This is a genomic window from Enterobacter ludwigii (assembly GCF_001750725.1).
GTDB lineage: Bacteria > Pseudomonadota > Gammaproteobacteria > Enterobacterales > Enterobacteriaceae > Enterobacter > Enterobacter ludwigii.
Genome location: NZ_CP017279.1, coordinates 330,442 through 349,803, shown reverse-complemented (window position 1 = coordinate 349,803; position 19,362 = coordinate 330,442). Strand labels below are relative to the sequence as shown.

12 protein-coding genes and 1 pseudogene are annotated in these 19,362 nt (G+C 54.3%); 4 read left to right on the top strand and 9 right to left on the bottom strand.

Going from position 1 to position 19,362, the window contains the following annotated elements; translation table 11 throughout:
• Positions 1–23: 23 nt before the first annotated feature.
• A complete protein-coding gene (oqxB, locus tag BH714_RS01565) occupies positions 24–3,176 on the bottom strand; it encodes a multidrug efflux RND transporter permease subunit OqxB (RefSeq protein WP_020885098.1) in 3,153 nt (1,050 codons plus the stop codon).
• Between the two features lie 23 nt (positions 3,177–3,199).
• Positions 3,200–4,375, bottom strand: a complete 1,176-nt coding sequence (locus BH714_RS01560) for a multidrug efflux RND transporter periplasmic adaptor subunit OqxA (RefSeq protein ID WP_014168988.1) — start codon at positions 4,373–4,375, stop codon at positions 3,200–3,202.
• Positions 4,376–4,707: 332 nt separating this feature from the next.
• Here BH714_RS01560 and BH714_RS01555 point away from each other — a divergent pair, with 332 nt between their 5' ends.
• Positions 4,708–5,058 carry a helix-turn-helix domain-containing protein gene (locus BH714_RS01555; protein WP_032670748.1) on the top strand — a complete coding sequence of 117 codons (351 nt, stop codon included), beginning with the start codon at positions 4,708–4,710 and terminating at the stop codon, positions 5,056–5,058.
• A gap of 73 nt (positions 5,059–5,131) precedes the next feature.
• Here the strand turns inward: BH714_RS01555 and BH714_RS01550 are convergent, their stop codons facing one another.
• Positions 5,132–5,965, bottom strand: a complete 834-nt coding sequence (locus tag BH714_RS01550; protein WP_040016857.1) for an oxidoreductase — start codon at positions 5,963–5,965, stop codon at positions 5,132–5,134.
• A 103-nt stretch (positions 5,966–6,068) separates the two neighbouring features.
• Between BH714_RS01550 and BH714_RS01545 the strand changes: the two genes are divergently transcribed.
• Positions 6,069–6,989 (top strand): AraC family transcriptional regulator, encoded by a 921-nt coding sequence (locus tag BH714_RS01545; RefSeq protein ID WP_040016856.1) that lies wholly within the window; start codon positions 6,069–6,071, stop codon positions 6,987–6,989.
• Between the two features lie 70 nt (positions 6,990–7,059).
• Here BH714_RS01545 and BH714_RS01540 read toward each other — a convergent pair.
• The 3 genes and pseudogenes from BH714_RS01540 to BH714_RS01530 all read right to left on the bottom strand — a co-directional run.
• A pseudogene (locus BH714_RS01540) lies at positions 7,060–7,470 on the bottom strand (YidB family protein); the annotation flags it as partial.
• Between the two features lie 29 nt (positions 7,471–7,499).
• Complete coding sequence (gene lysM, locus BH714_RS01535) at positions 7,500–7,949, bottom strand: peptidoglycan-binding protein LysM (RefSeq protein WP_040019000.1); 450 nt, start codon at positions 7,947–7,949, stop codon at positions 7,500–7,502.
• Between the two features lie 201 nt (positions 7,950–8,150).
• The gene (locus BH714_RS01530) at positions 8,151–11,699 is read right to left on the bottom strand and encodes a response regulator (RefSeq protein ID WP_040016855.1); all 3,549 of its coding nucleotides are present in this window, start codon (positions 11,697–11,699) and stop codon (positions 8,151–8,153) included.
• A gap of 226 nt (positions 11,700–11,925) precedes the next feature.
• Here BH714_RS01530 and BH714_RS01525 point away from each other — a divergent pair, with 226 nt between their 5' ends.
• Positions 11,926–12,276: a hypothetical protein gene (locus tag BH714_RS01525; RefSeq protein ID WP_040016854.1), complete on the top strand. Its 351-nt coding sequence runs from the start codon at positions 11,926–11,928 to the stop codon at positions 12,274–12,276.
• Positions 12,277–12,342: 66 nt separating this feature from the next.
• Here the strand turns inward: BH714_RS01525 and BH714_RS01520 are convergent, their stop codons facing one another.
• Positions 12,343–13,617: a tetratricopeptide repeat protein gene (locus BH714_RS01520; protein WP_040016853.1), complete on the bottom strand. Its 1,275-nt coding sequence runs from the start codon at positions 13,615–13,617 to the stop codon at positions 12,343–12,345.
• 481 nt (positions 13,618–14,098) lie between these two features.
• On the opposite strand from BH714_RS01520, the gene BH714_RS01515 reads away from it, so the two are divergent.
• Positions 14,099–17,044, top strand: a complete 2,946-nt coding sequence (locus BH714_RS01515) for a transporter substrate-binding domain-containing protein (RefSeq protein WP_040016852.1) — start codon at positions 14,099–14,101, stop codon at positions 17,042–17,044.
• A gap of 66 nt (positions 17,045–17,110) precedes the next feature.
• On the opposite strand, the gene BH714_RS01510 is transcribed toward BH714_RS01515, so the two are convergent.
• Complete coding sequence (locus tag BH714_RS01510; RefSeq protein WP_025204758.1) at positions 17,111–17,809, bottom strand: response regulator; 699 nt, start codon at positions 17,807–17,809, stop codon at positions 17,111–17,113.
• 47 nt (positions 17,810–17,856) lie between these two features.
• Entirely contained in the window at positions 17,857–19,356 is a 1,500-nt protein-coding gene (locus BH714_RS01505) for a TolC family protein (protein WP_040016851.1), read from the bottom strand.
• Between the last annotated feature and the right edge of the window lie 6 nt (positions 19,357–19,362).

Below are 19,362 nucleotides of genomic sequence, written 5' to 3'. Positions count from 1 at the left end.
GTTTTTTTGTGCCCTGTAAAAACCTAGGCAGGTAAAACGTCGTTGACCGGTTTGCCGCGCGTAACGAATTTACGCAGCGTCACGTAAAACACCGGCGTCAGGAACAGACCAAACAGCGTCACGCCCAGCATCCCGGAGAACACCGTGATCCCGGTGACACCGCGCACTTCTGCGCCTGCGCCGTGGCCGAGGATCAGCGGAATCGTCCCGGCAATAAAGGCGATGGAGGTCATCACAATCGGGCGTAAACGCAGGCGGCACGCTTCCAGCGCCGCTTCCATAATCCCTTTCCCCTGAAGCTCCAGCTCGCGCGCAAACTCAACGATAAGAATCGCGTTTTTACATGCCAGCCCCATGAGTACCACCAGCCCCACCTGCACGAAGACGTTGTTATCGCCCCCGGTCAGCCAGACGCCAAACAGCGCGGACAGCATCGTCATCGGAACGATCAGGATCACCGCCAGCGGCAGGGTCCAGCTTTCATACAGTGCGGCCAGCACCAGGAAAGCCAGCAGCACCGCGACCGGGAAGACGATCAGCGCCGTGTTGCCCTGAGTGGCCTGCTGGAAGCTCAGATCCGTCCATTCAATATTCATCCCGTTCGGCAGGATCTGCTTAGACATTCCGTCCAGTTGCGTCATCGCCTGTGCCGAAGAGAGAATGCGCGGATCGGCATCGCCAATCAGATCCGCCGCCGGATAACCGTTATAACGGATCACCGGATCCGGCCCGTAGGTGGTGCTGATATTCACCATACTGCCGATTGGCACCATTTCGCCCTGATTATTACGGGTGCGCAAATTCGCAATGTCTTCCACGCTGTCGCGGAACGGCCCGTCGGCCTGCGCCATCACGCGCCAGGTACGCCCGAACTGGTTAAAATCGTTCACATAAGACGATCCCAGATAGGTTTGCAGCGTACCGAACAGATCGGTCAGCGACACGCCCTGCGCTTTCGCCTTATCTCGATCAACCTGCACATCCAGCTGCGGAACGTTAGCCTGGTAGGTTGAGATCGGGAAATGCATCCCCGGCGTCTGCATAATCGCACCGGACATGGTGTTCACCGCGTTTTGCAGCGCACCATAGCCCAGACCGCCGCGATCCTGGATGTACAGCGAATAGCCCGACCCCTGCCCCAGCCCTAAAATCGGCGGTGGCAAAATGGAGAAACCAAAGCCCTGCTGAATTTGAGCGATTTTGGCATTGATCTCAGCGTTAATTTCCGCCGCCGTGTGTTTACGCTGATCGAACGGTTTCAGACCAAAGAAGACCGTCCCGGTATTCGGCGTGTTGGTGAACTGCAGCGCGTTAAGCCCAGGAAAAGCGACCGCATAATCCACGCCTTCGGTATTCATCCCGATTTCGCTCATTTTGCGGATCACCGCATCAGTGCGGGCCAGTGAAGAACCTTCCGGCATTTTCACGCCGCCAATTAAATACAGCTTATCCTGGGTAGGTATAAACCCGCCGGGGACCGCTTTAAACATGACGCCAGCCGCGCACAACAGCAGCACATAAACAACAAACACCGCGCCACGGCGTCCGAGCGTTTTCCCCACCAGTCCCTGATAACCATTAGAGCTACGGTGGAAAAAGCGGTTAAACGGACGGAACAGCCAGCCGAACAGACGATCGATAAGCCGGGTCGGGAAGTCTTTCGGGGCACCGTGCGGTTTTAACAGCAGCGCTGCCAGTGCCGGCGAGAGCGTCAGCGAGTTGATGGCGGAAATCACCGTCGAAATCGCGATAGTCACCGCAAACTGTTTGTAGAACTGGCCAGTTACTCCTGAGAGGAACGCCATCGGTACAAACACCGCGCACAGCACCAGCGCAATCGCGATAATCGGCCCCGAAACTTCACGCATCGCCTGATGCGCCGCCTGAAGCGGAGAAAGCCCCTCTTCGATATTTCGCTCGACGTTTTCCACCACCACGATGGCGTCATCCACGACGATACCGATAGCCAGCACCAGCCCGAACAAACTCAGGGTATTCAGTGAGAAGCCAAGCAGGTAGAGAATGCTGAACGTCCCCACAACCGATACCGGCACCGCGATCAGCGGAATAATCGACGCGCGCCAGGTCTGCAGGAACAGGATCACCACCAGTACTACCAGCACCACCGCTTCCAGCAGGGTCTGTACAACCGCGCGAATGGAATCGCGAACGAAAACCGTCGGGTCGTACGGTGCTGCCCATTTCATATCTTCCGGGAAACGCGTGGCCAGTTCGTTCATTTTCGCGCGCACGGCGTTAGACAAATCGATGGCGTTCGCGCCCGGGGACTGGAAGATACCAATCCCGACCGCGTCTTTGTTGTTGAGCTGGGAACGCAGCGCATAGCTGCCAGAGCCCATTTCAATACGCGCCACGTCGCGCAGGCGTACCAGCGAGCCGTCTTGCGCCGTTTTCAGAATAATATTGCCAAACTCTTCTTCCGTGTGCAGACGCCCCTGCGCGTTAATGGAGATCAGGAAATCGCTCTCTTTCGGCAGCGGCTCTGCGCCAAGCTGCCCGGCGGAAACCTGAACGTTTTGCTCCTGCATCGCCGTCACGACATCCGAGGCCGTCAACCCGCGGGCTGCCACCTTGTCGGGATCCAGCCAGATGCGCATCGCGTATTCGCCAGAGCCAAAAATCTGAATCTGACCCACGCCCGGCAGACGCGCCAGTTCGTCTTTCACTTTAAGCGTGGCGTAGTTACGCATATACAGTGAATCGTACTTGCCGCCCGGCGAAAACAGATGCACCACCAGCGTCAGCGTCGGTGATTGTTTCTGGGTGGTAATACCCAGACGTCGTACATCTTCCGGCAGACGCGCCTCGGCCTGTGACACGCGGTTTTGCACCTGAACCTGCGCCTGATCCGGATCGGTACCCGGGCGGAACGTCACGGTGGTTACCAGTACGCCGTCAGAGCCTGCAACGGATTTCATGTACATCATGTTTTCAACGCCGTTGATGGCTTCTTCCAGCGGCGTCGCCACGGTTTCTGCAATCACTTTCGGGTTGGCACCCGGATACTCCGCGCGCACCTGCACGCTTGGCGGTACGACGTCAGGATATTCGCTCACCGGCAACAGCGGGATAGCGATTAATCCTGTGATGAAAATCAGAATCGACAGTACTGCGGCGAAAATCGGCCTGTCGATAAAAAAGCGGGAAAAGTCCATATGTCGGATTCTCGGGTAAGGGATCAGTTAAGCGCGGCGCTGGCGGTCATCGGAACGGTTTTCGCGTTAACCGGCATACCCGGCATAAACACTTTTTGTAAACCGTCGACGATGACTTTATCGCCAGGGTTCAGCCCCTGCTGCACGATACGTAAACCGGCGGCCAGACGTCCCGGCGTGATATCGCGGCGCTGCGCTTTACCTTCTTTATCAACGATATAAACGTATTTGCGATCCTGATCGGTCAGCACCGCTTTATCGTCGACAAGCGTGGCTTTGAATTCAGCGCTGCCCGGCAGGCGTACGCGGGCAAACAGTCCTGGCGTGAACTGACGCTGCGCATTATCCAGCAGCGCGCGCATACGGATGGTGCCGGTGCTCGGCGTTAACTGATTATCAAGAAAATCCACCTTGCCCTGATGGGGATAACCCTCCTCCCCCACCAGACCAATCTCAACCGGGAGCGCCAGGTGATTACTGGACGCGCCCTGCCCGCTGCGGGCGAGATTTTGATAGTGGAGGTAGGTTGCCTCATCCACGTCAAAGTAGACGTAAACCGTTTTCAGGGAGACCAGCGTGGTGAGGACGCTGGCACTGTCACCCGCAGTGACCAGATTACCGCTGGTGATCAGCGCGCGGCTGGCGCGGCCATCAATAGGCGCGGTCACTTTGGTGAAATCGAGGTTAAGTTGTGCCGCGTCAACAGCCGCCTGCGCGGCGCGAATGTCGGCCTGCGCCTGAGCGGCGGCCGAACGGCGCTGCTCCCACTCTTCACGGGAGACGACGTTGGTATTGACGAGTTTATCGGTACGGTTAGCCTCACTGCGCGCCAGGCTGGCCTGCGTTTTGGCTCTCGTTAAGGTGGCCTGCGCCTGTTCCAGCGCAGCGCGATAGGTTCTGTCATCGATAGTGAACAGCACCTCGCCCTTTTTCACTTCCTGGCCGTCGGTGTAATTCACTTTATCAATGTAGCCGGAGACACGGGGGCGCAGCTGAACGCTTTCCACCGCTTCAATCCGGCCGTTAAAGCTATCCCACTGACTGATGGATTTCACTACCACGTCAGCGGCGCTCACAGCGGGCGCTTGTGGGACGGCATTTTGTGCCACGCCGTCATCGCATCCGACAAGCAGCATGGAGAGGAACATCGCTCCCAGCGCCGTCAGATGAACGTTAACCCAGGGTTTTTGCAGGCTCATTATTTTTATTCCGGTAATGGTAGCCGCCGGGCAAGACGCTGCGGGAGACGCGGCGCCACTTCCTTTGTCCGGACTGGCTTGAGACTATTTGTGTCGTTCATCGCCACAAAACTGTAACAGTTGCGAATACACTATCGCGGCGATTGTAGGAAGGCGTCAGATTTAGTGCAAGAATAATTAATACACTTTATGTGCTATTTGGCTCAGGGGCAAAAGGCGCGTTTTCGGCAAGGATTTAAATGCAACAATAAAACTTGCATTTAATGTCAGAGCGAGTCATCTTTAAATGCAACAGACAAAAATGCTTTTTAAAACGCGGCGTGGGGGAAACCATGAACACTGACGCATTTATTCATGATCTACTCGACTGGATCGACAACAACCTTGAAAGCCGCCTGGACATTAACACCGTTTCCAGGCGCGCCGGCTACTCGAAATGGCATCTCCAGCGGATCTTCAAGGAACATACCGGGTATCCGCTGGCCGAGTATATTCGTGCACAAAAGCTGCAAAAATCGGTCGAGCGCTTAACCCACAGCGATGAACCGATCCTGAACGTGGCGATCGCGCTGGGCTTTGATTCCCAGCAGTCCTTCAACCGCAGCTTTAAGCGTCAGTATGGCCAGGCCCCCGGGGCATGGCGTCGCAGTACCGTCTGCCCTGAACGCCAGCAATCAACCTAGCGTCGCGGCTTTCGCCGCGACCCGTACTGGCCGGTGGCAAACCGGCCTGTAATCATGTTCCCCTGTTCGCCGCTCAGCCGTCCGTTGAACGTGTTAGCGCTTCCCAGCGATCGATTTCCTCACCTAAACGCGCGAGCTTTTCCCGCACTAAACTCAAAGCATCACTGCCAAGCAATAAATGCGTCGGCGGGTTCTGGCTCTCAATGATAGCCAGCATGGCGCGCGCCGCTTTTACGGGGTCGCCGAGTTGCTGACCACTTTTTTCCTGACGAGCCTGGCGGACAGGATCGAATAACGCGTCATAGTCCGGGATGCTGCGCGCACTGCGTACCATCGAGCGTCCTGCCCAGTCGGTGCGAAACGAGCCCGGTGCCACCGCAGTGACATGTATGTTGAACGGAGCAAGCTCTTTGCTCAGCGTATCTGATATGCCTTCGAGTGCAAATTTACTGCCACAGTAATAGCTGATGCCGGGCAGAGTGATGAAACCGCCCATCGAGGTGATATTAAGAATATGGCCGTGACGACGCTGGCGCATGCCCGGCAGCACGGCTTTGATCATCGCGACGGCGCCAAACACATTCACCTCAAACTGGCGGCGCATGTCTGCGAGCGAGGACTCTTCCAGTATGCCTTCGTGACCGTAACCGGCATTGTTCACAAGGACATCAATCGGGCCGACGGTGGATACACTCTGCGTAATCACTTCATCAATGTGCGCATAGTCCGTGACATCAAGCAGGCAGCCGAATGCCCGCTGCGTATCGAGTGCCTCGAATGCCTGCTTTGCTTCGGGGGTGCGCACGGTCCCCACGACCCGATGACCTGCGGCGAGGGCTTCCTCCGCCAGAGCACGACCAAAGCCGCTGCTGACGCCGGTGATTAAGATTGTTTTTGCAGATGCCATAAATAACTCCCATGAACAGTGAAGGCTGCATGGTATTCTCTGATTTGCCGTATTTTTAGGCCGTATTTTCTCTTTTTATTGCCTGATTTTATGAGGTGCAGTGATGTCCGGGATGATTACCTTAGTAAAAGCACTGGCGGTGCAGGAAGGGTACAACCTGACGGCGTTGCCTGATGTGCGAATTTTGCGTGCCGACCGCCCGCTTGCGCGAACGCCCGTGCTTTACGATCCGGGGATTGTGATTGTCTGCCAGGGCAGCAAACGCGGCTTTTTCGGTCAGCAGACCTATCTGTATGATGAACAGCACTATCTGGCCGTGTCAGTACCGGTGCCGTTTGTGATGGAAACCGACGCGTCGGCAGAACACCCCTTACTGGCGATATATCTGCATCTGGATTTTCAGCTTGCCGCTGAACTGATGTTGCAGATTGAGCAGCATCACGCCCCACATCCTCCCGCTGCGCCACAAAGCATGATGTCGAGCCCGATGGACGACGCGGTAAAAACGGCCGTGCTGCGCCTGCTTGAAGTACTGAACAATCCGCTTGAGGCGGCGATCCTCGGCCCGGCGCGGGTGCGAGAGCTCTATTTCCGCGTCCTGACGGGCGCCCAGGGCAAGGCCATGCGCGCCGCGCTGGCCTTACAGGGGCAGTTCGGCAAAATTGGCAAAGTACTGCAGCACATCCATACCGCCTACGCTGAGCCGTTAACGCTTAATCAACTGGCGATGGAGGCCGGAATGAGTGTGCCGACGTTTCACACCCATTTCAAAGCGATAACCCGTATGCCGCCGATGCAATATGTGAAATCGGTGCGCCTGCACCAGGCAAGGATGTTGATGGTGCGTCAGCATATTACCGCCGCCGCCGCGAGCTACGCCGTCGGTTATGAAAGTCCGTCGCAGTTTAATCGTGAATTCAAACGGCTGTTTGGTTTGCCACCCGCAGAGGAAATAAAACGCATGCAGCGTAATTTCGCCGTTCCGCCTGTGCAGCAGGCGTCGATATTTGTCTCTTCCCATTAAGCCTGATACTACATACCAGGCCTGAATACAGGCCTGGTATGTACACGGCGTCATCACGCCGTGGATTGCACTAACTCAGGAACTTACCTTTGAGCAGGTTAAGTCCCGCAGACATCAGGTCGCCCTGGGCCGGGGCTTCGCCCTGCGGTGAAAGGCCGTCGACGATTTTAGGCAGGTATTCAGCAATCAGCGTCGACGCGGTTTGAGAATCCACGCCCAGTTTCGCGCCAAGATCCTGCAGCGCTGGCGATCCAAACACCGATGTGATCTGTTCGCTGTTCACCGACTGATTACTCTGCTGGCTAAGCCACGACTCGACAACGCCGCCCAGGCCGCCATTGCGGAATTTTTCGAGGATCCCCTGAATGCCGCCCTGCTGCTCAATCCAGGTCATGATCGCCTGGAGTTGCTCCGTCTTACCGCCCTGCCCGCCGGCCAGGCTGCCGATTTGATCTAATAATCCCATCACAGACTCCCTACAAACATCGCTAACACGTCCTGATTGACGGCTTACTTAGCCGGGATAATCAGTACCTGACCCGGGTAGATTTTGTCGGGATGCGTCAGCATCGGTTTATTGGCTTCAAAAATACGCTGATACTCATTGGCAGAGCCATACATCGCTTTTGAGATGGCGCTCAGGGTATCGCCGGATTTCACCGTGTAATAGCGGCTTTCCACCCCGCTTTGGGTGACGGTCACGCTATCATTGACCTGACCAATCCCGGTGACGTTACCTATCGCCACCAGAATTTTTTCTTTATCTTCCTGGGAGCCCACGTCGCCGGTCACCGTCGCCGTACCGTCGTCCGCGACATTAATGTTGACCTTTTCGGCACCAGGCAGGTTAAGACTATCAATATGTTTTTTCAGCTTGTCGGCCTGATCTTCCTTGCTACCGCCGGATACGGCATCCCAGATTTTCTCGCCCGCTTCTTTCACAAAACTTAATAATCCCATCTTCCACACCTCCATAACTGTTTCATGGTGAACATTTTCATTGGTTCCCGTTGCAGGATGTACGATGCGGTGTCTCCGCTCTGGCTGAAAAATCCGGAAACAGCACAACCTGCCACATGAAGTATATCCAATAAGCGTCAGGGTGCAGGATATTTGCCCTGGTATCGCCGTTATGCCGCAACATTCCCTTTTGCCGACGTCTCACGTCTGGCGTTCCAGCCACGCGTTAAACCGTTCCATCTCTTCCAGCACACGGCTGACCAACGGTTCGATGGATTCCCAGCCTTGTTCGTTGTTGCAGGCGAGTTCCAGCGCCTCACAGGCCTCTTTCAGCGAGGTAAAATTCATCAACCGCGCACCGCCGTTAATCCGGTGAGCCATGCGGCCAACCTTGTCGCGCTCTCGCTGTTCAAGTCGCTGTTTAAGGTGTTCGGCGTCGTCATGATTCACGGCGATCATTTCGAACTGAAGCTGGCGTGTTTTATCGTCAACGGTGGCGTCCGTCTTTCCGGCACTGGCGAAATACCGCTCCAGCATCTCCTGCAATTTTTGCGGCGTTAGCGGTTTTTCCAGATATTCATCCATCCCGGCATCAATACAGCTTGCGGCCGCTTCTGTGCCGCTCATGGCCGTCAGGCCAAAAATGGGGATCGCCTCACGTCCTTCCCGTCGTTCATGCTCACGGATCTGCCGGGTCAGTTCGTAACCATCCATCACCGGCATAGTACAGTCAGTAATAATGGCGGCATAACGCGCTGGCTGCGCTTTCCACATTGCCAGCGCCTCTTCTCCTTGCGTGGCCAAAGAGACGCGGTGTCCCCATGATTCGAGTCGCTGCTGTAAGGTCTGACGCGCGGGAGGATAATCATCCACCACCAGAATATGCAGGCTGGCTACGCTGTCCGGTGCCGGATGATGCAGGGCTATTTTCGCTGAGGGTGTCGCATTAAAGAGGAAACTCACCACACATCCTTCGTGCGGCTCGCTCTCAACGCGCACCTCCGCCCCGGCAGCGCGCGCCATATGCAGACAGGCGGGCAAACTAAAGCCGGTATCGGTCCACTCCGATTTAAGCGTCACGTTGTTCGCGCGTTCGATGATTTGTGCCTGGGTTGCTTCGGAAATCCCCGGGCCCCCATCGCACACCTCAATCACCAACCGGACGCTTTCAACCTGTGGATCACGGGTTCCCTCATACACCTCGATATCAATGGCATCGCCGTCAGCATGCTTGATGGCATTGCGCAGGAGGCTCGACAGAATGCGGATAATTAACAGCGGATCGGTATCGTAGCGTTGAGCTGAAAGCTCGATCAGCACGTTCAGGCTCATACCTTTCGCTTCTGCCTGCTGACGATAGAGAGCGACCGTGCTGTCAATCAGCTGCGGCAGGTTCGTGCTGCGCGTTAAGCCGAGCAGTTGCGGGTTATCGGCACGGAAAACATCGAACATGTCGCCAATTAACGAAAGCAGATTAAGGGAGGACTCCCAGATGAGGTTCAGATTCTCGTTGCGTTCATGGCGCTCGTCCAGCGCCTGAAGTTCCAGTTCCAGCAGACCCGTAATCACGTTAAGCGGTGTGCGAACCTCATGCCCCATGCTCAGCATAAAGGCATTTTTACTGGCAATCGCCTGCTCAAGATTACTTTTTGTTTCAGAGAGTTGAGTAATTAACAGCTCTTTTTCGGTGATATCCAGCCAGCCACCAATTAACCCGCCAATCTCGCCCTGCCCGTCATGCCACGGCACGACCCACCCCTGCAAGTATCGTGGCTGCTCACCCACCTGAAACCTGGCGGACCATTTCTGCGGTTGACCATCCTGCAATGCCTGGCGATAGCGGGCTTCGATCGCCGCCAGCTCTGAAGGCTCAACCGTATTGATGGCGGTGATCGGCAGACCTTTCAGATCCTGCCCTGACAGGCCAATAGTATCGCTCCAGGCCTGGTTATAACGCAGTAAATTCCCCTGCCGATCGCGGACATAGAGCGCAACAGGAGAGGCGTCTATCAGTGATTGGGTAAATTTCAGCTGCTCAGCCAGCTTCTGCTGCCAGACGTTGCCGCGGCGTAATGCACGGCGCAAATACTGGATCCACAGCCAGCAGCCCACCACGACCAGAAAGAGCAATATGCCCCACAGCAGCGAGTTCACGAACGTGCTTTTATTCCAGGTTTCACTGTTTTCTATCGCCGCCTGACGCCAGTCACCCGCCATTTGCATCAGCGCCCGTGGCTGCATATCGGCCAGCGCTTTGTTCAGGATATTGATCGGCTGGCTGCTGTCCGTTTGCGCCGACAACACCAGATCGACGGGTGTCACAGGAAGGGTCACCGCCAGATGAAAACGGGTTGGATGGTGGAGAGTCACGAGATAACTGGCAATAAACTGCGGTGCAATCACCCCACGGACTTCTCCACGTTTTAAGCGTTCAAGGGCGTCGTCCATATGCGGAACTTTCACCAGCTTAATGGTGGGATACCAGGTGTCCAGCCAGGGTAACAGCGGGTCATTCGCCTGAATGGCAATTTTCTCGCCTTTCAACTGTGAGAAATCACTGGGGCGCTTGATGCCCTGATCCATCACCACCACGGCGGGCGTGGTAAGCAACGGAGGCGTTTTCGCTGCACCGCTTTTGGTCTGCTGCGGCGTATCGATAACCTGTTCAACAAACAGTGCGTCAGGGTGAGCGCGCTTCATTGCCAGAAGTTCAGCATCGCTTTCAACGCTGAGGAAGGAAAAGCGAATGCCGTACTGGTCGTTAAACTGGTTAAGCAGATCGACCACCAGCCCCTGAGGTTCACCTTCGCTGACAAACGTGACAGGCCTTTGACGGCGGTCAATAATGACCTGAATTTGCCCGTGCTCGCGTAGCCAGCTTTCCTCCTCGGGATCTAACCCCAGTGGATTGGCGGTGATCACAAAGCTCCGGTTCAGACCCCAGCTGGTCGCAATGCGTAAACGGCTGGCTAAAGAGATATGTTTAAATACGGTATCGATGGATTCCGCCAGCAGCGGTAGCTGTCGGTCGATACCAAAACTCATGTTCAGATTAGGTATCGTCGGGCTGAACGTCCAGCTCAGGTCTCTGACCTGGTGGTATTGCGTAAGATATTCCGCACTGGCCCGGTTAATCCACAGCGCATCGATTTGCTTAAAGGCCAGCGCGCTGACGGCGGTGTTATACCACGACTGGAAGCGCAGTGTGCTGTCCGGATACTGGCGGCGAAGCGCTTCACTGGCCTGGCTTCCTGAGACGACGCCAATCACTTTATTTCGCAGATCGACAGGCGTTTCACCCTGTGATTTTGGGGTCATCAGAACCGCTTTATCCAGCAGCCAGGGCGGTGAGGCTTGCAGGTCCGGGCTTGGCCACAGTTCCGGATTCCAGATAGCCACCATCTGTATTTCCTGGCGCTTCAGCGCGAGTAACGCTTCACTGCTGTTTTCGTAGTAATGCAGCTTAATTTTTACCTTAAGGCTGTCTTCCAGCATAGCCAGGTAATCAGCAGCAATGCCGCCAAAGACGCCATGTCCCATCCCTTCGCTTAACGGCGGTTGCTCCTGCCCCCAAACCCCCACATGCAGCGTGGAATGGCTGTCCAGCCAGCGTTGCGCCGCCTCACTGAACTGGACATGCGGCGCGTTAACCTGAACGCGACGCTGCAGTTCCAGTGGCTGGGCGTGCAGTTGCCCTACACAACACACGGTAAGAAGCAGGCTCAATAGCCGGGCTGATAAAAAACGCATCGTACGAGTCGTTCCCTGAATAAAACATGCTGGAAAATAAAATTATACCGATGACCCGGCTTACCCTGAGTAAGCTTTGTCTTGTTCTGCGCAGATACCTCAGTGGCAGACAAGATCCCGACAGTATAAGACCGGACTTATTGTCGCGCCTGTTCCGTCCCGGTAAAAATTTCTCCTCCACTTTACCAGGAAAGTACTTTTTTACGTTTGAACAGGTTAATCCGTGATGAACAACAATATTGATAATCGCGATATCGCGCCAGAGGCCCTCACGGATGGGGACCGCGATACGCCATTTCCGGTGGTGCTGGAAATAACGCTCGACGACGTTTTAATTCAGAATGAAGCGCGTCTTTTTGCCGACGATACCAGCCAGCAACTGATGATAAAAGGTGATGCAGGGGATGAAATTAACCTCTCGGACCTACTTCCCGAAGGCGCGGAAATGGGTGAATGGACGAAAGCCCGGGGCTCAGTAACTGTCGATGGCGTGCAATATGCCGTATATCAGCATTCAGGTATGGAAACGGAACTGCTGGTTCAGGTCGGTATGCAGGTCGCCCTCAATAATATGTAAATGCAGGCGTCCTGCGGTCCTGGCGACACGCGGGACGCTGCGTTTCCGGGAGTCCCGCAATCTGTCTCAGCTCCCCTGACGATCGTCGTCGTTCACTATCTCGACCTTAACGTCTCCCTGACGAAACCCCTCGGCAATAAAAAAAGGCATCGGCAGTTTCCACTGCCCCTGCTGCACGGGTGCCGTATACCGCCAGGCATTACCGTCCATTTTCAGCAGCACAGCCTGCTTTTCCCCGTCTTGTTTATGGCTTGGCCCGGCCATGATCGTAAACCCGGCATTGCTCCCGACGTGGAAGTGTTCTGCCTTCCAGCGAACAGGAGGATGCGCCGGCCAGGGTTCAGCATGATGAAAACCAAAAATAGCATCATGGCTAAGCAGACTTTGCCGCACGGTGGACCACAGCACCGCCTTCAGGAAATACTGGTCAGTGAAGCGCGCATTGCCCCGGTACTGCACGACAAACTCACGCATCATTCTTGCAACGTTCGGGAAGATGCCGCCACATCCAGCCCACATCCCGGCGAGTAACAACTCGGTATGCGTGAAATAGTCACGCATATGGTGAAAGTACCAGGGCGAACGTAGCCACGCCTCGACACAAACCTGCTCGCGTTCGGAGAGCAACGAGTCGGCATCACGAACCAAAAACCGCTCAACCGTCGGGTCGTCCATCACCAGAAAACGCCATAACGTGGGATAGATGGTTTTTTCGTGGCTCATATCGACCAGTTGAGCACCGCCCGCCTGCAGACGTTGCCAGACGTGCTGCGGCACAGAATTATCCAGATACACACGGCAGCACCAGCCAGGAAACAGCGAGTTTGCGGCTTCAATGTTTTTAATCAGCGTTTCGCAATAGCGCGGCCGATCGCCGAACAGGCTGAAGGCGATAATATTTTTTTCGCGCTGCGTGGCATCAAAAGGACGCGGCGGCGTTGAGGGAAGCGGCCAGCATTTGCCGTGACCAAAGCGTTGATCCGACAGCGTCAGCGACTCAAGGCCATAGGTGCGCATCTCCTGGGTTTTGCCCATGTGCCCACACAGTTCAGCAAAACCATCCAGCCAGGTTTCAGAGGCTTCATGACGCTGCGGCGACCGGTGTATTTTACGATACACTTTATACGCCTGATCGTACTTTCCCTGACGCATCAGGCTTAGCGCATAGTCACTTTGCACTGACATATTTTTGGGCAATATGGCCAGGGCTTTTTCACAGCAGCGAGAGGCGCTGGCGTAATCCCCGTCAGCCATAGACTGGCGATAAATCTCCGCCAGGGAATGTAACTGCTGGCTTATTGCGGCGTGGTTAACAGGTCGACGTTGAGGTACCGGGCGCATAAAAATCCGCTCAATTATTTAATCAGAAAAATTAAGCCGATTTTTTCATTGTTACGGGTGGCTCACGATAAGACCCGTCTTGATATTCCCTGAAGAGAGTACAGCCCCGGCACAGGCAGGTAAAAAGCGATTTCCGCCTCTTATTCAATTTCACTTAAGCTGAGTATTTTACAGCAACTTAATTAATACCATTACCGTTTATAATGAGATGTTATTTCATTAAAAAAAATAACCAAGTCAGGTCTTATAACCCTTTATCGTCTGTTTCATCATACTGCGCACACATAAATGAGGATGACATCGGTATAATTCGACCCCGGTATTGCTGAGGTCAGGCATGAAGGATGTCTTTTCATCGGCTATACAGTAAGTTATGGGCTAGCCCGTACAGGTTGTTTATGATGTTTCATTCACAGCACACCCGATGTCCGGGGAAGATATTCCCAGGCTCACTTCGTCTTCAGGAGTCAGTTAAAGAGATATGCGTCACTATTTTCGCCTTTTTGTGCTGCTGGTTTTATTCTTGCTTTCAATGCCTTCAGCGATAGGCGATGAATATAAGATCCTGATGAGAACACCGGTCCAGGGATTACAGCGTTTATCTCTTAGCGCCGATCAAGCCGCGTTTATAAAACAACAACGACAACTGAACGTGGGCGTGACCCATTATGATGCCCCACCGTTTGGCATGCGTAACATTCGCAATGAGTATGAAGGTTTGAGCGCGGATTATACGGGACTGGTCGCCTGGCAACTTAACCTCCCGGTTAAGATAAAAGTGTTTAGCTCCTCTGAAGAGGCGTGGCAGGCGCTGGCACGTGGCGATATTGACCTGATCCCGTCCGTGGCCGCCTTCCCGGATAACGATGCTTTTGCCTTTTCTTTACCTTATGCCAGCGATAAACCGGTGCTGGGGCTCAACGATAGCGATACCGCCCCTCTGGCAGAGGATCTGCGTGATACCGACGTAGCAATGCCGAGGGACTATTTGCCCCTGTCACAGGCTCAGGCCGCCTACCCTAACGCCCGTTTTCGCCTGTTCGACAGTTATCAGGAAGCGTTGAGCGCGGTGGCGTTTGGTCAGTCGCGGGTTTACCTGGGCAACAGTTACTCGCTCAGCCGCAACTACCTGAACAATATTCATGTTGAGCGATTCTCACGCCTGACCAGCCGTGAAGTGGGGTTTGCCGTCAGCCAAAAAAAACCACAACTGCTCACACTGATTAATGCCGCAATCAAGGCCGTGCCAGAAGATGAAAAGCAGGAGCTTTATCGTCTCTGGCAGCCCGATCGCATTGATCTCGCACAGGGGTCGAAATCCCTTCTCTTTACCGAGCAAGAGAAAACGTGGATCAAGAAACATCCCATCGTTAACGTTCTGATCTACAGCCAGGACAATGCAGCCCCAGTCTCATTTATTGATAATAAAGGTGTGCTGCGCGGTATTGCCGCCGATCTGTTTTCCGTTGTGTCGCTCAGAACCGGTTTACAGTTTCGTTTTGAAACGGGCAGCACCACCGAGGAACTGATTCAACAGGTGAACGAGTCAAGCGCGGATATGCTCGCCTCAATCACCCCCAGTGAAGCGCGTAAAAATAAAATTCTTTTCACCCGCCCCTATCTGCGGAGCGCCTTTTCCCTGGCAACAGCGACAAATCGTAACGACATTCATATGCTGGCAGATCTGCGTGGAAAACGGCTGGCGATGGTAAAAAACATTGGTGTGGAAAGTATGGTGCGCCAGCGTTACCCGGAAATTGAAATTGTTCACGTGGGCAATGAATCACAGCTGCTTTCCACCGTACTTGAGGGGAAAGCGGATGCCGCGGTGGGTATTCTGATCATGAGTGACTATCAAATCTTCACCAACTTTCAGGACAAACTTAAAGTGGTGTCGATTGTGGGGGACGCCCCTGTCTGGATCTCTTTCGGGGTCGGGCTGTCCAATCCGGAACTTCAGGGGATTTTAGATAAAATATTGCTGAGCATTCCCCCTGTTGAGCTGGAAAATCTGGCCAACCGCTGGCGGCCCAACGAACTGGTGGTTGTTGACAGCTTCTGGTATCGCTATCGGGAAGTGTTGATTGCCACTGCCGTCTTTAGCGCCGTCTTAATTATTCTGGCCCTGGGTTGGGCACTCTACCTGCGTCGACAGATCGCGCGTAAAGCGGCACTTCGTCGTCAGATGAACACCCAGCTTGTGCAATTACGCGAGGTCATCACCGAGCGTGAAGCGCTGCTGGTTGAACTTAAGGAAGCCAAAGACAGGGCCGAGGATTCTAACCGCGCAAAATCCGTCTTCCTGTCGACCATGAGTCATGAAATCCGCACGCCGATGAATGCCATTATTGGCATGCTGGATATCGTGCTGAAAAAAGGACGCCGTGGTGAGCAAGATATTCAGGCGCTCGAGGTGGCGTATGAATCGGCAGAAGGACTGGTGGGATTAATTGGCGATATTCTGGATATTTCCCGTATTGAGGGGGGGCATCTCGATTTCAATCCTGAAGCCACGAACCTCGGTACGCTGATTAACAATATGATGCGGGTTTTCCAGGGCGTGGCCATTGAGAAAAATATCGAACTCACTCGCGCGTTCCCGACGGAACCGATAATCGATGTCTGTGCCGACCCCTTACGCATCAAGCAGGTTCTGTCGAACCTGTTAAGTAATGCCATTAAGTTTACCGACGTCGGCGGCGTATCACTGACGCTGCAGCAGGCTGAAGACCCGGTAAATGACAGCGTTCACTACATCATTGACGTCAAGGACAGCGGCGTGGGGATCGATGCCAGCCAGCAGGCAGCCTTGTTCAGGCCCTTTAGTCAGGCAGACAACCGCCGCGCAGGAACGGGGCTGGGCCTCTATATCAGCCGGACCATTTGCGAAAGCATGGGCGGCACGCTTATGCTGACCAGTGAGAAAAACGTGGGCACCACGGTGAGAGCAACCTTTACACTGCCGAAAGTAAAAACGGCGGCGGCCGTGGATGTCCAGCAGCACGAAGACGAAGACAAAATTCCGGCCCTGAAGATCCTGGTCGTGGACGATAACCCTGCCAACCGGATCCTGCTGGCTAAACAGTTGGCCTGGTTAGGACAGCATGCGTATCTTGCGTCAGAGGGAAATGAGGCACTGGCTATCTGGAAAAAAACAGATTTCGACGTGATCATTACCGACTGCAACATGCCCGGCATGAATGGTTATCAGCTGACTCACATAATCCGCACGCGCGAGCAGGAACAGCACAGGGCCGCGGCCTGGATTATCGGCTTTACCGCCAATGCCATGCATGAGATCACGGCGCGTTGTTTACAGGCTGGCATGAATGATTGCCTGTTTAAGCCCTGCTCAATCAATCATCTCGCGGCTGCACTGCGAAATATTCATCCCATTGAGCACAAAGCATCGGACGATACCGTCTGACTGAAATAAAAAAGGAGCCTGTTAAAGGCTCCTGATAATGTCTCGGATGAACCGGTTGCAATGGGATTAAAGCAGTTGGTCGTGCCAAAGAAACAGTTCAGAGTCCGTTTTCACGCCCAGCTTTTTCATGGCCGATTTCTTCTGTCCGCTGACCGTCTTACGACTACGATTGAATTTCTCTGAAATCTGCAGGACAGACATTCCACCGGTAAAGAGTCGCAGCACCTCAAGCTCCTTAGGAGACAGCTGATCCAGGCGGCCAATGCCCTCAATCACCTGCGGCGCGTTGTCACCCTCTGAACCCGATTTCGTGTCTGCACAAGGCTCGGAAATTAGGTAGAACTCTTTCTCCATGCTTTCTGAGAGGGAGATACGCCCCGCCGCGACCTGGCGCGCCGCATTCACCACTTCCGATAAATCACGGCTTTTACCGACATGCCCACGCACGCCGATTTTTAACGCCATGCGCACAATCGCCGTGTTTTCCAGCGTGGAGGAAAGAAGAATTTTCAGCCACGGGAAGTTGCTCATGAGCTGTTTGATCATCGGTAAACCGTCGATCTCTTCATCACCAAGCAAATAGTCAAGAACCAACACATCAACACGGTTGTTGCGTAAAAAATTCATGAGTTCGATACGAGTGGCAAAGCTGCCTTTTAGTTCGAAATCAGGCTCCTGGCTAAATATAATTTCCATCCCCTTACGGACAATCGGGTGATCGTCGAGTAAAGCGACGTATATTTTTTTACCTGAAAACGGGTTCATACATATTCTCTTTTATGCCTGCAGTGTGAGCCATCTTTAAAAAAGACTTAATTATTATTCCGTAACCATAACAATAAAGTACCGGAACTGGCATAGCTACGAAAAATAGCGGAATAGCCATCAAAACGGTTAGTCACTTCCGCGACCTGGTTGCCGTAAAAATCACTTTCTGCACTCAACACATCTAACAGAGTACGTCGACCGAGGTGATACCACTGATCGAAGAAATCATGACGAATACGATCGGATTCAATCGATAAGTTATGATACAACCCCGCGCGCTCCAGCATGCTATGGGCATCCTGATCGGCAGCACGTACCCGGTTATCCAGATCGCGGGATTGCTGTTCAATGGCCTCTCTGCTGGCATCTGCACGGCGTGCGGCAGAAAGCTCAGCGGCCCGCTGTGAACCGCCCCGGAAAATCGGCCAGCTTAAGTTTACATTGGTTTCCCACGCCTGTTCACGCCCCAGTTCATCGCGCCCGGTACTTTTGCCAACGTTCCACGTCACCGTTGGGTAGGCGGCAGAACGCGCCGCTTCCGCATCCGCCAGTGCTGATGCGGTCTCTGCCTGCGCCTGTCGAATGGTGGGATGGCTTTCAATGGCGGATAACTGCTTGTTCAGCTCCCCTGGCTTCAGGTTCCACACCGGTGCTGTTGGCAGAGGAACGGGCGTATCCCCCAGCAGGCGGTTGAGGATGATTTCCGTATCACGCGCGCGCGATATGGCCGTATCTAAAGAAGATTGCGCCTGTAAAAAACGCCCTCTGGCCTGCGTCAGTTCACTGCGACGCCCCTGGTCAACCTTCACAATGCCGTCCAGCATTTCGACCAGTTCATTCATACGCGCCACGTACTTTTGGCTGAGAACAATGATCTGGCGCTGCTTACTCAACTCAATGAGTGCACTACTGACCTGCCAGGCAATGTTTTCCGCCTGTGCGCCCGTATTCTCTTTCGCGGCCAGATGCAGCGCTTCACGGCTTTTAATGGTGTTGCTGGTACGACCAAAATCGAGCAATGTGGTTGCGACATTCACGGTCACCGCCGGACGACTGTCGCTGTAGCCCCGTTCTCCGCCACCGAACTGGACGCTTTTTGAACGCGTCCCGACATCCACCTGCGGCCAGCGTTGCCCTTTCGCTTCATCAACGTTGGCCTGTGCCGCCTCGGTATTGAACTGTGCGCCACGAACCTCAGGGCTCATACCCAGTGCAGTATTAACCGCATTATTAAAGAGCAGACGGATTTCATTCTCGCCAGGCGCACGGGCGGTCTGTCGATCAACGTTTGTCGCGTTGCTTTTCGCAAACGCGGTGTGGGTTGTGCTAGTAGCATGGTTATCCACCGCGCTTTTCTGCGCCACCCGTGGCGCGAGAGGTGCAGGCGGGGTGGAGGCCATCACCATGCCGGATTTTGCCTGCGGAGCGACAGGTTGAAAGGCTAATAAGCCCTCGCTACTGGCGACACTTTTCCCTGAAATCAGGCAAGAGAGGACCGTCAGCGTCGCCGCCAGGCGACGCTGTACTGGAGAATACTTTTTCATCGTAAA

What these genes read in the sequence shown, in the direction of transcription:
- BH714_RS01560 (WP_014168988.1), bottom strand. Translation starts at nt 4,375, where the DNA reads ATGAGCCTGCAAAAACCCTGGGTTAACGTTCATCTGACGGCGCTGGGA.
- BH714_RS01530 (WP_040016855.1), bottom strand. Translation starts at nt 11,699, where the DNA reads ATGCGTTTTTTATCAGCCCGGCTATTGAGCCTGCTTCTTACCGTGTGT.
- BH714_RS01555 (WP_032670748.1), top strand. Translation starts at nt 4,708, where the DNA reads ATGAACACTGACGCATTTATTCATGATCTACTCGACTGGATCGACAAC.
- BH714_RS01550 (WP_040016857.1), bottom strand. Translation starts at nt 5,965, where the DNA reads ATGGCATCTGCAAAAACAATCTTAATCACCGGCGTCAGCAGCGGCTTT.
- BH714_RS01525 (WP_040016854.1), top strand. Translation starts at nt 11,926, where the DNA reads ATGAACAACAATATTGATAATCGCGATATCGCGCCAGAGGCCCTCACG.
- BH714_RS01545 (WP_040016856.1), top strand. Translation starts at nt 6,069, where the DNA reads ATGTCCGGGATGATTACCTTAGTAAAAGCACTGGCGGTGCAGGAAGGG.
- oqxB (WP_020885098.1), bottom strand. Translation starts at nt 3,176, where the DNA reads ATGGACTTTTCCCGCTTTTTTATCGACAGGCCGATTTTCGCCGCAGTA.
- BH714_RS01515 (WP_040016852.1), top strand. Translation starts at nt 14,099, where the DNA reads ATGCGTCACTATTTTCGCCTTTTTGTGCTGCTGGTTTTATTCTTGCTT.
- lysM (WP_040019000.1), bottom strand. Translation starts at nt 7,949, where the DNA reads ATGGGATTATTAAGTTTTGTGAAAGAAGCGGGCGAGAAAATCTGGGAT.
- BH714_RS01505 (WP_040016851.1), bottom strand. Translation starts at nt 19,356, where the DNA reads ATGAAAAAGTATTCTCCAGTACAGCGTCGCCTGGCGGCGACGCTGACG.
- BH714_RS01510 (WP_025204758.1), bottom strand. Translation starts at nt 17,809, where the DNA reads ATGAACCCGTTTTCAGGTAAAAAAATATACGTCGCTTTACTCGACGAT.
- BH714_RS01520 (WP_040016853.1), bottom strand. Translation starts at nt 13,617, where the DNA reads ATGCGCCCGGTACCTCAACGTCGACCTGTTAACCACGCCGCAATAAGC.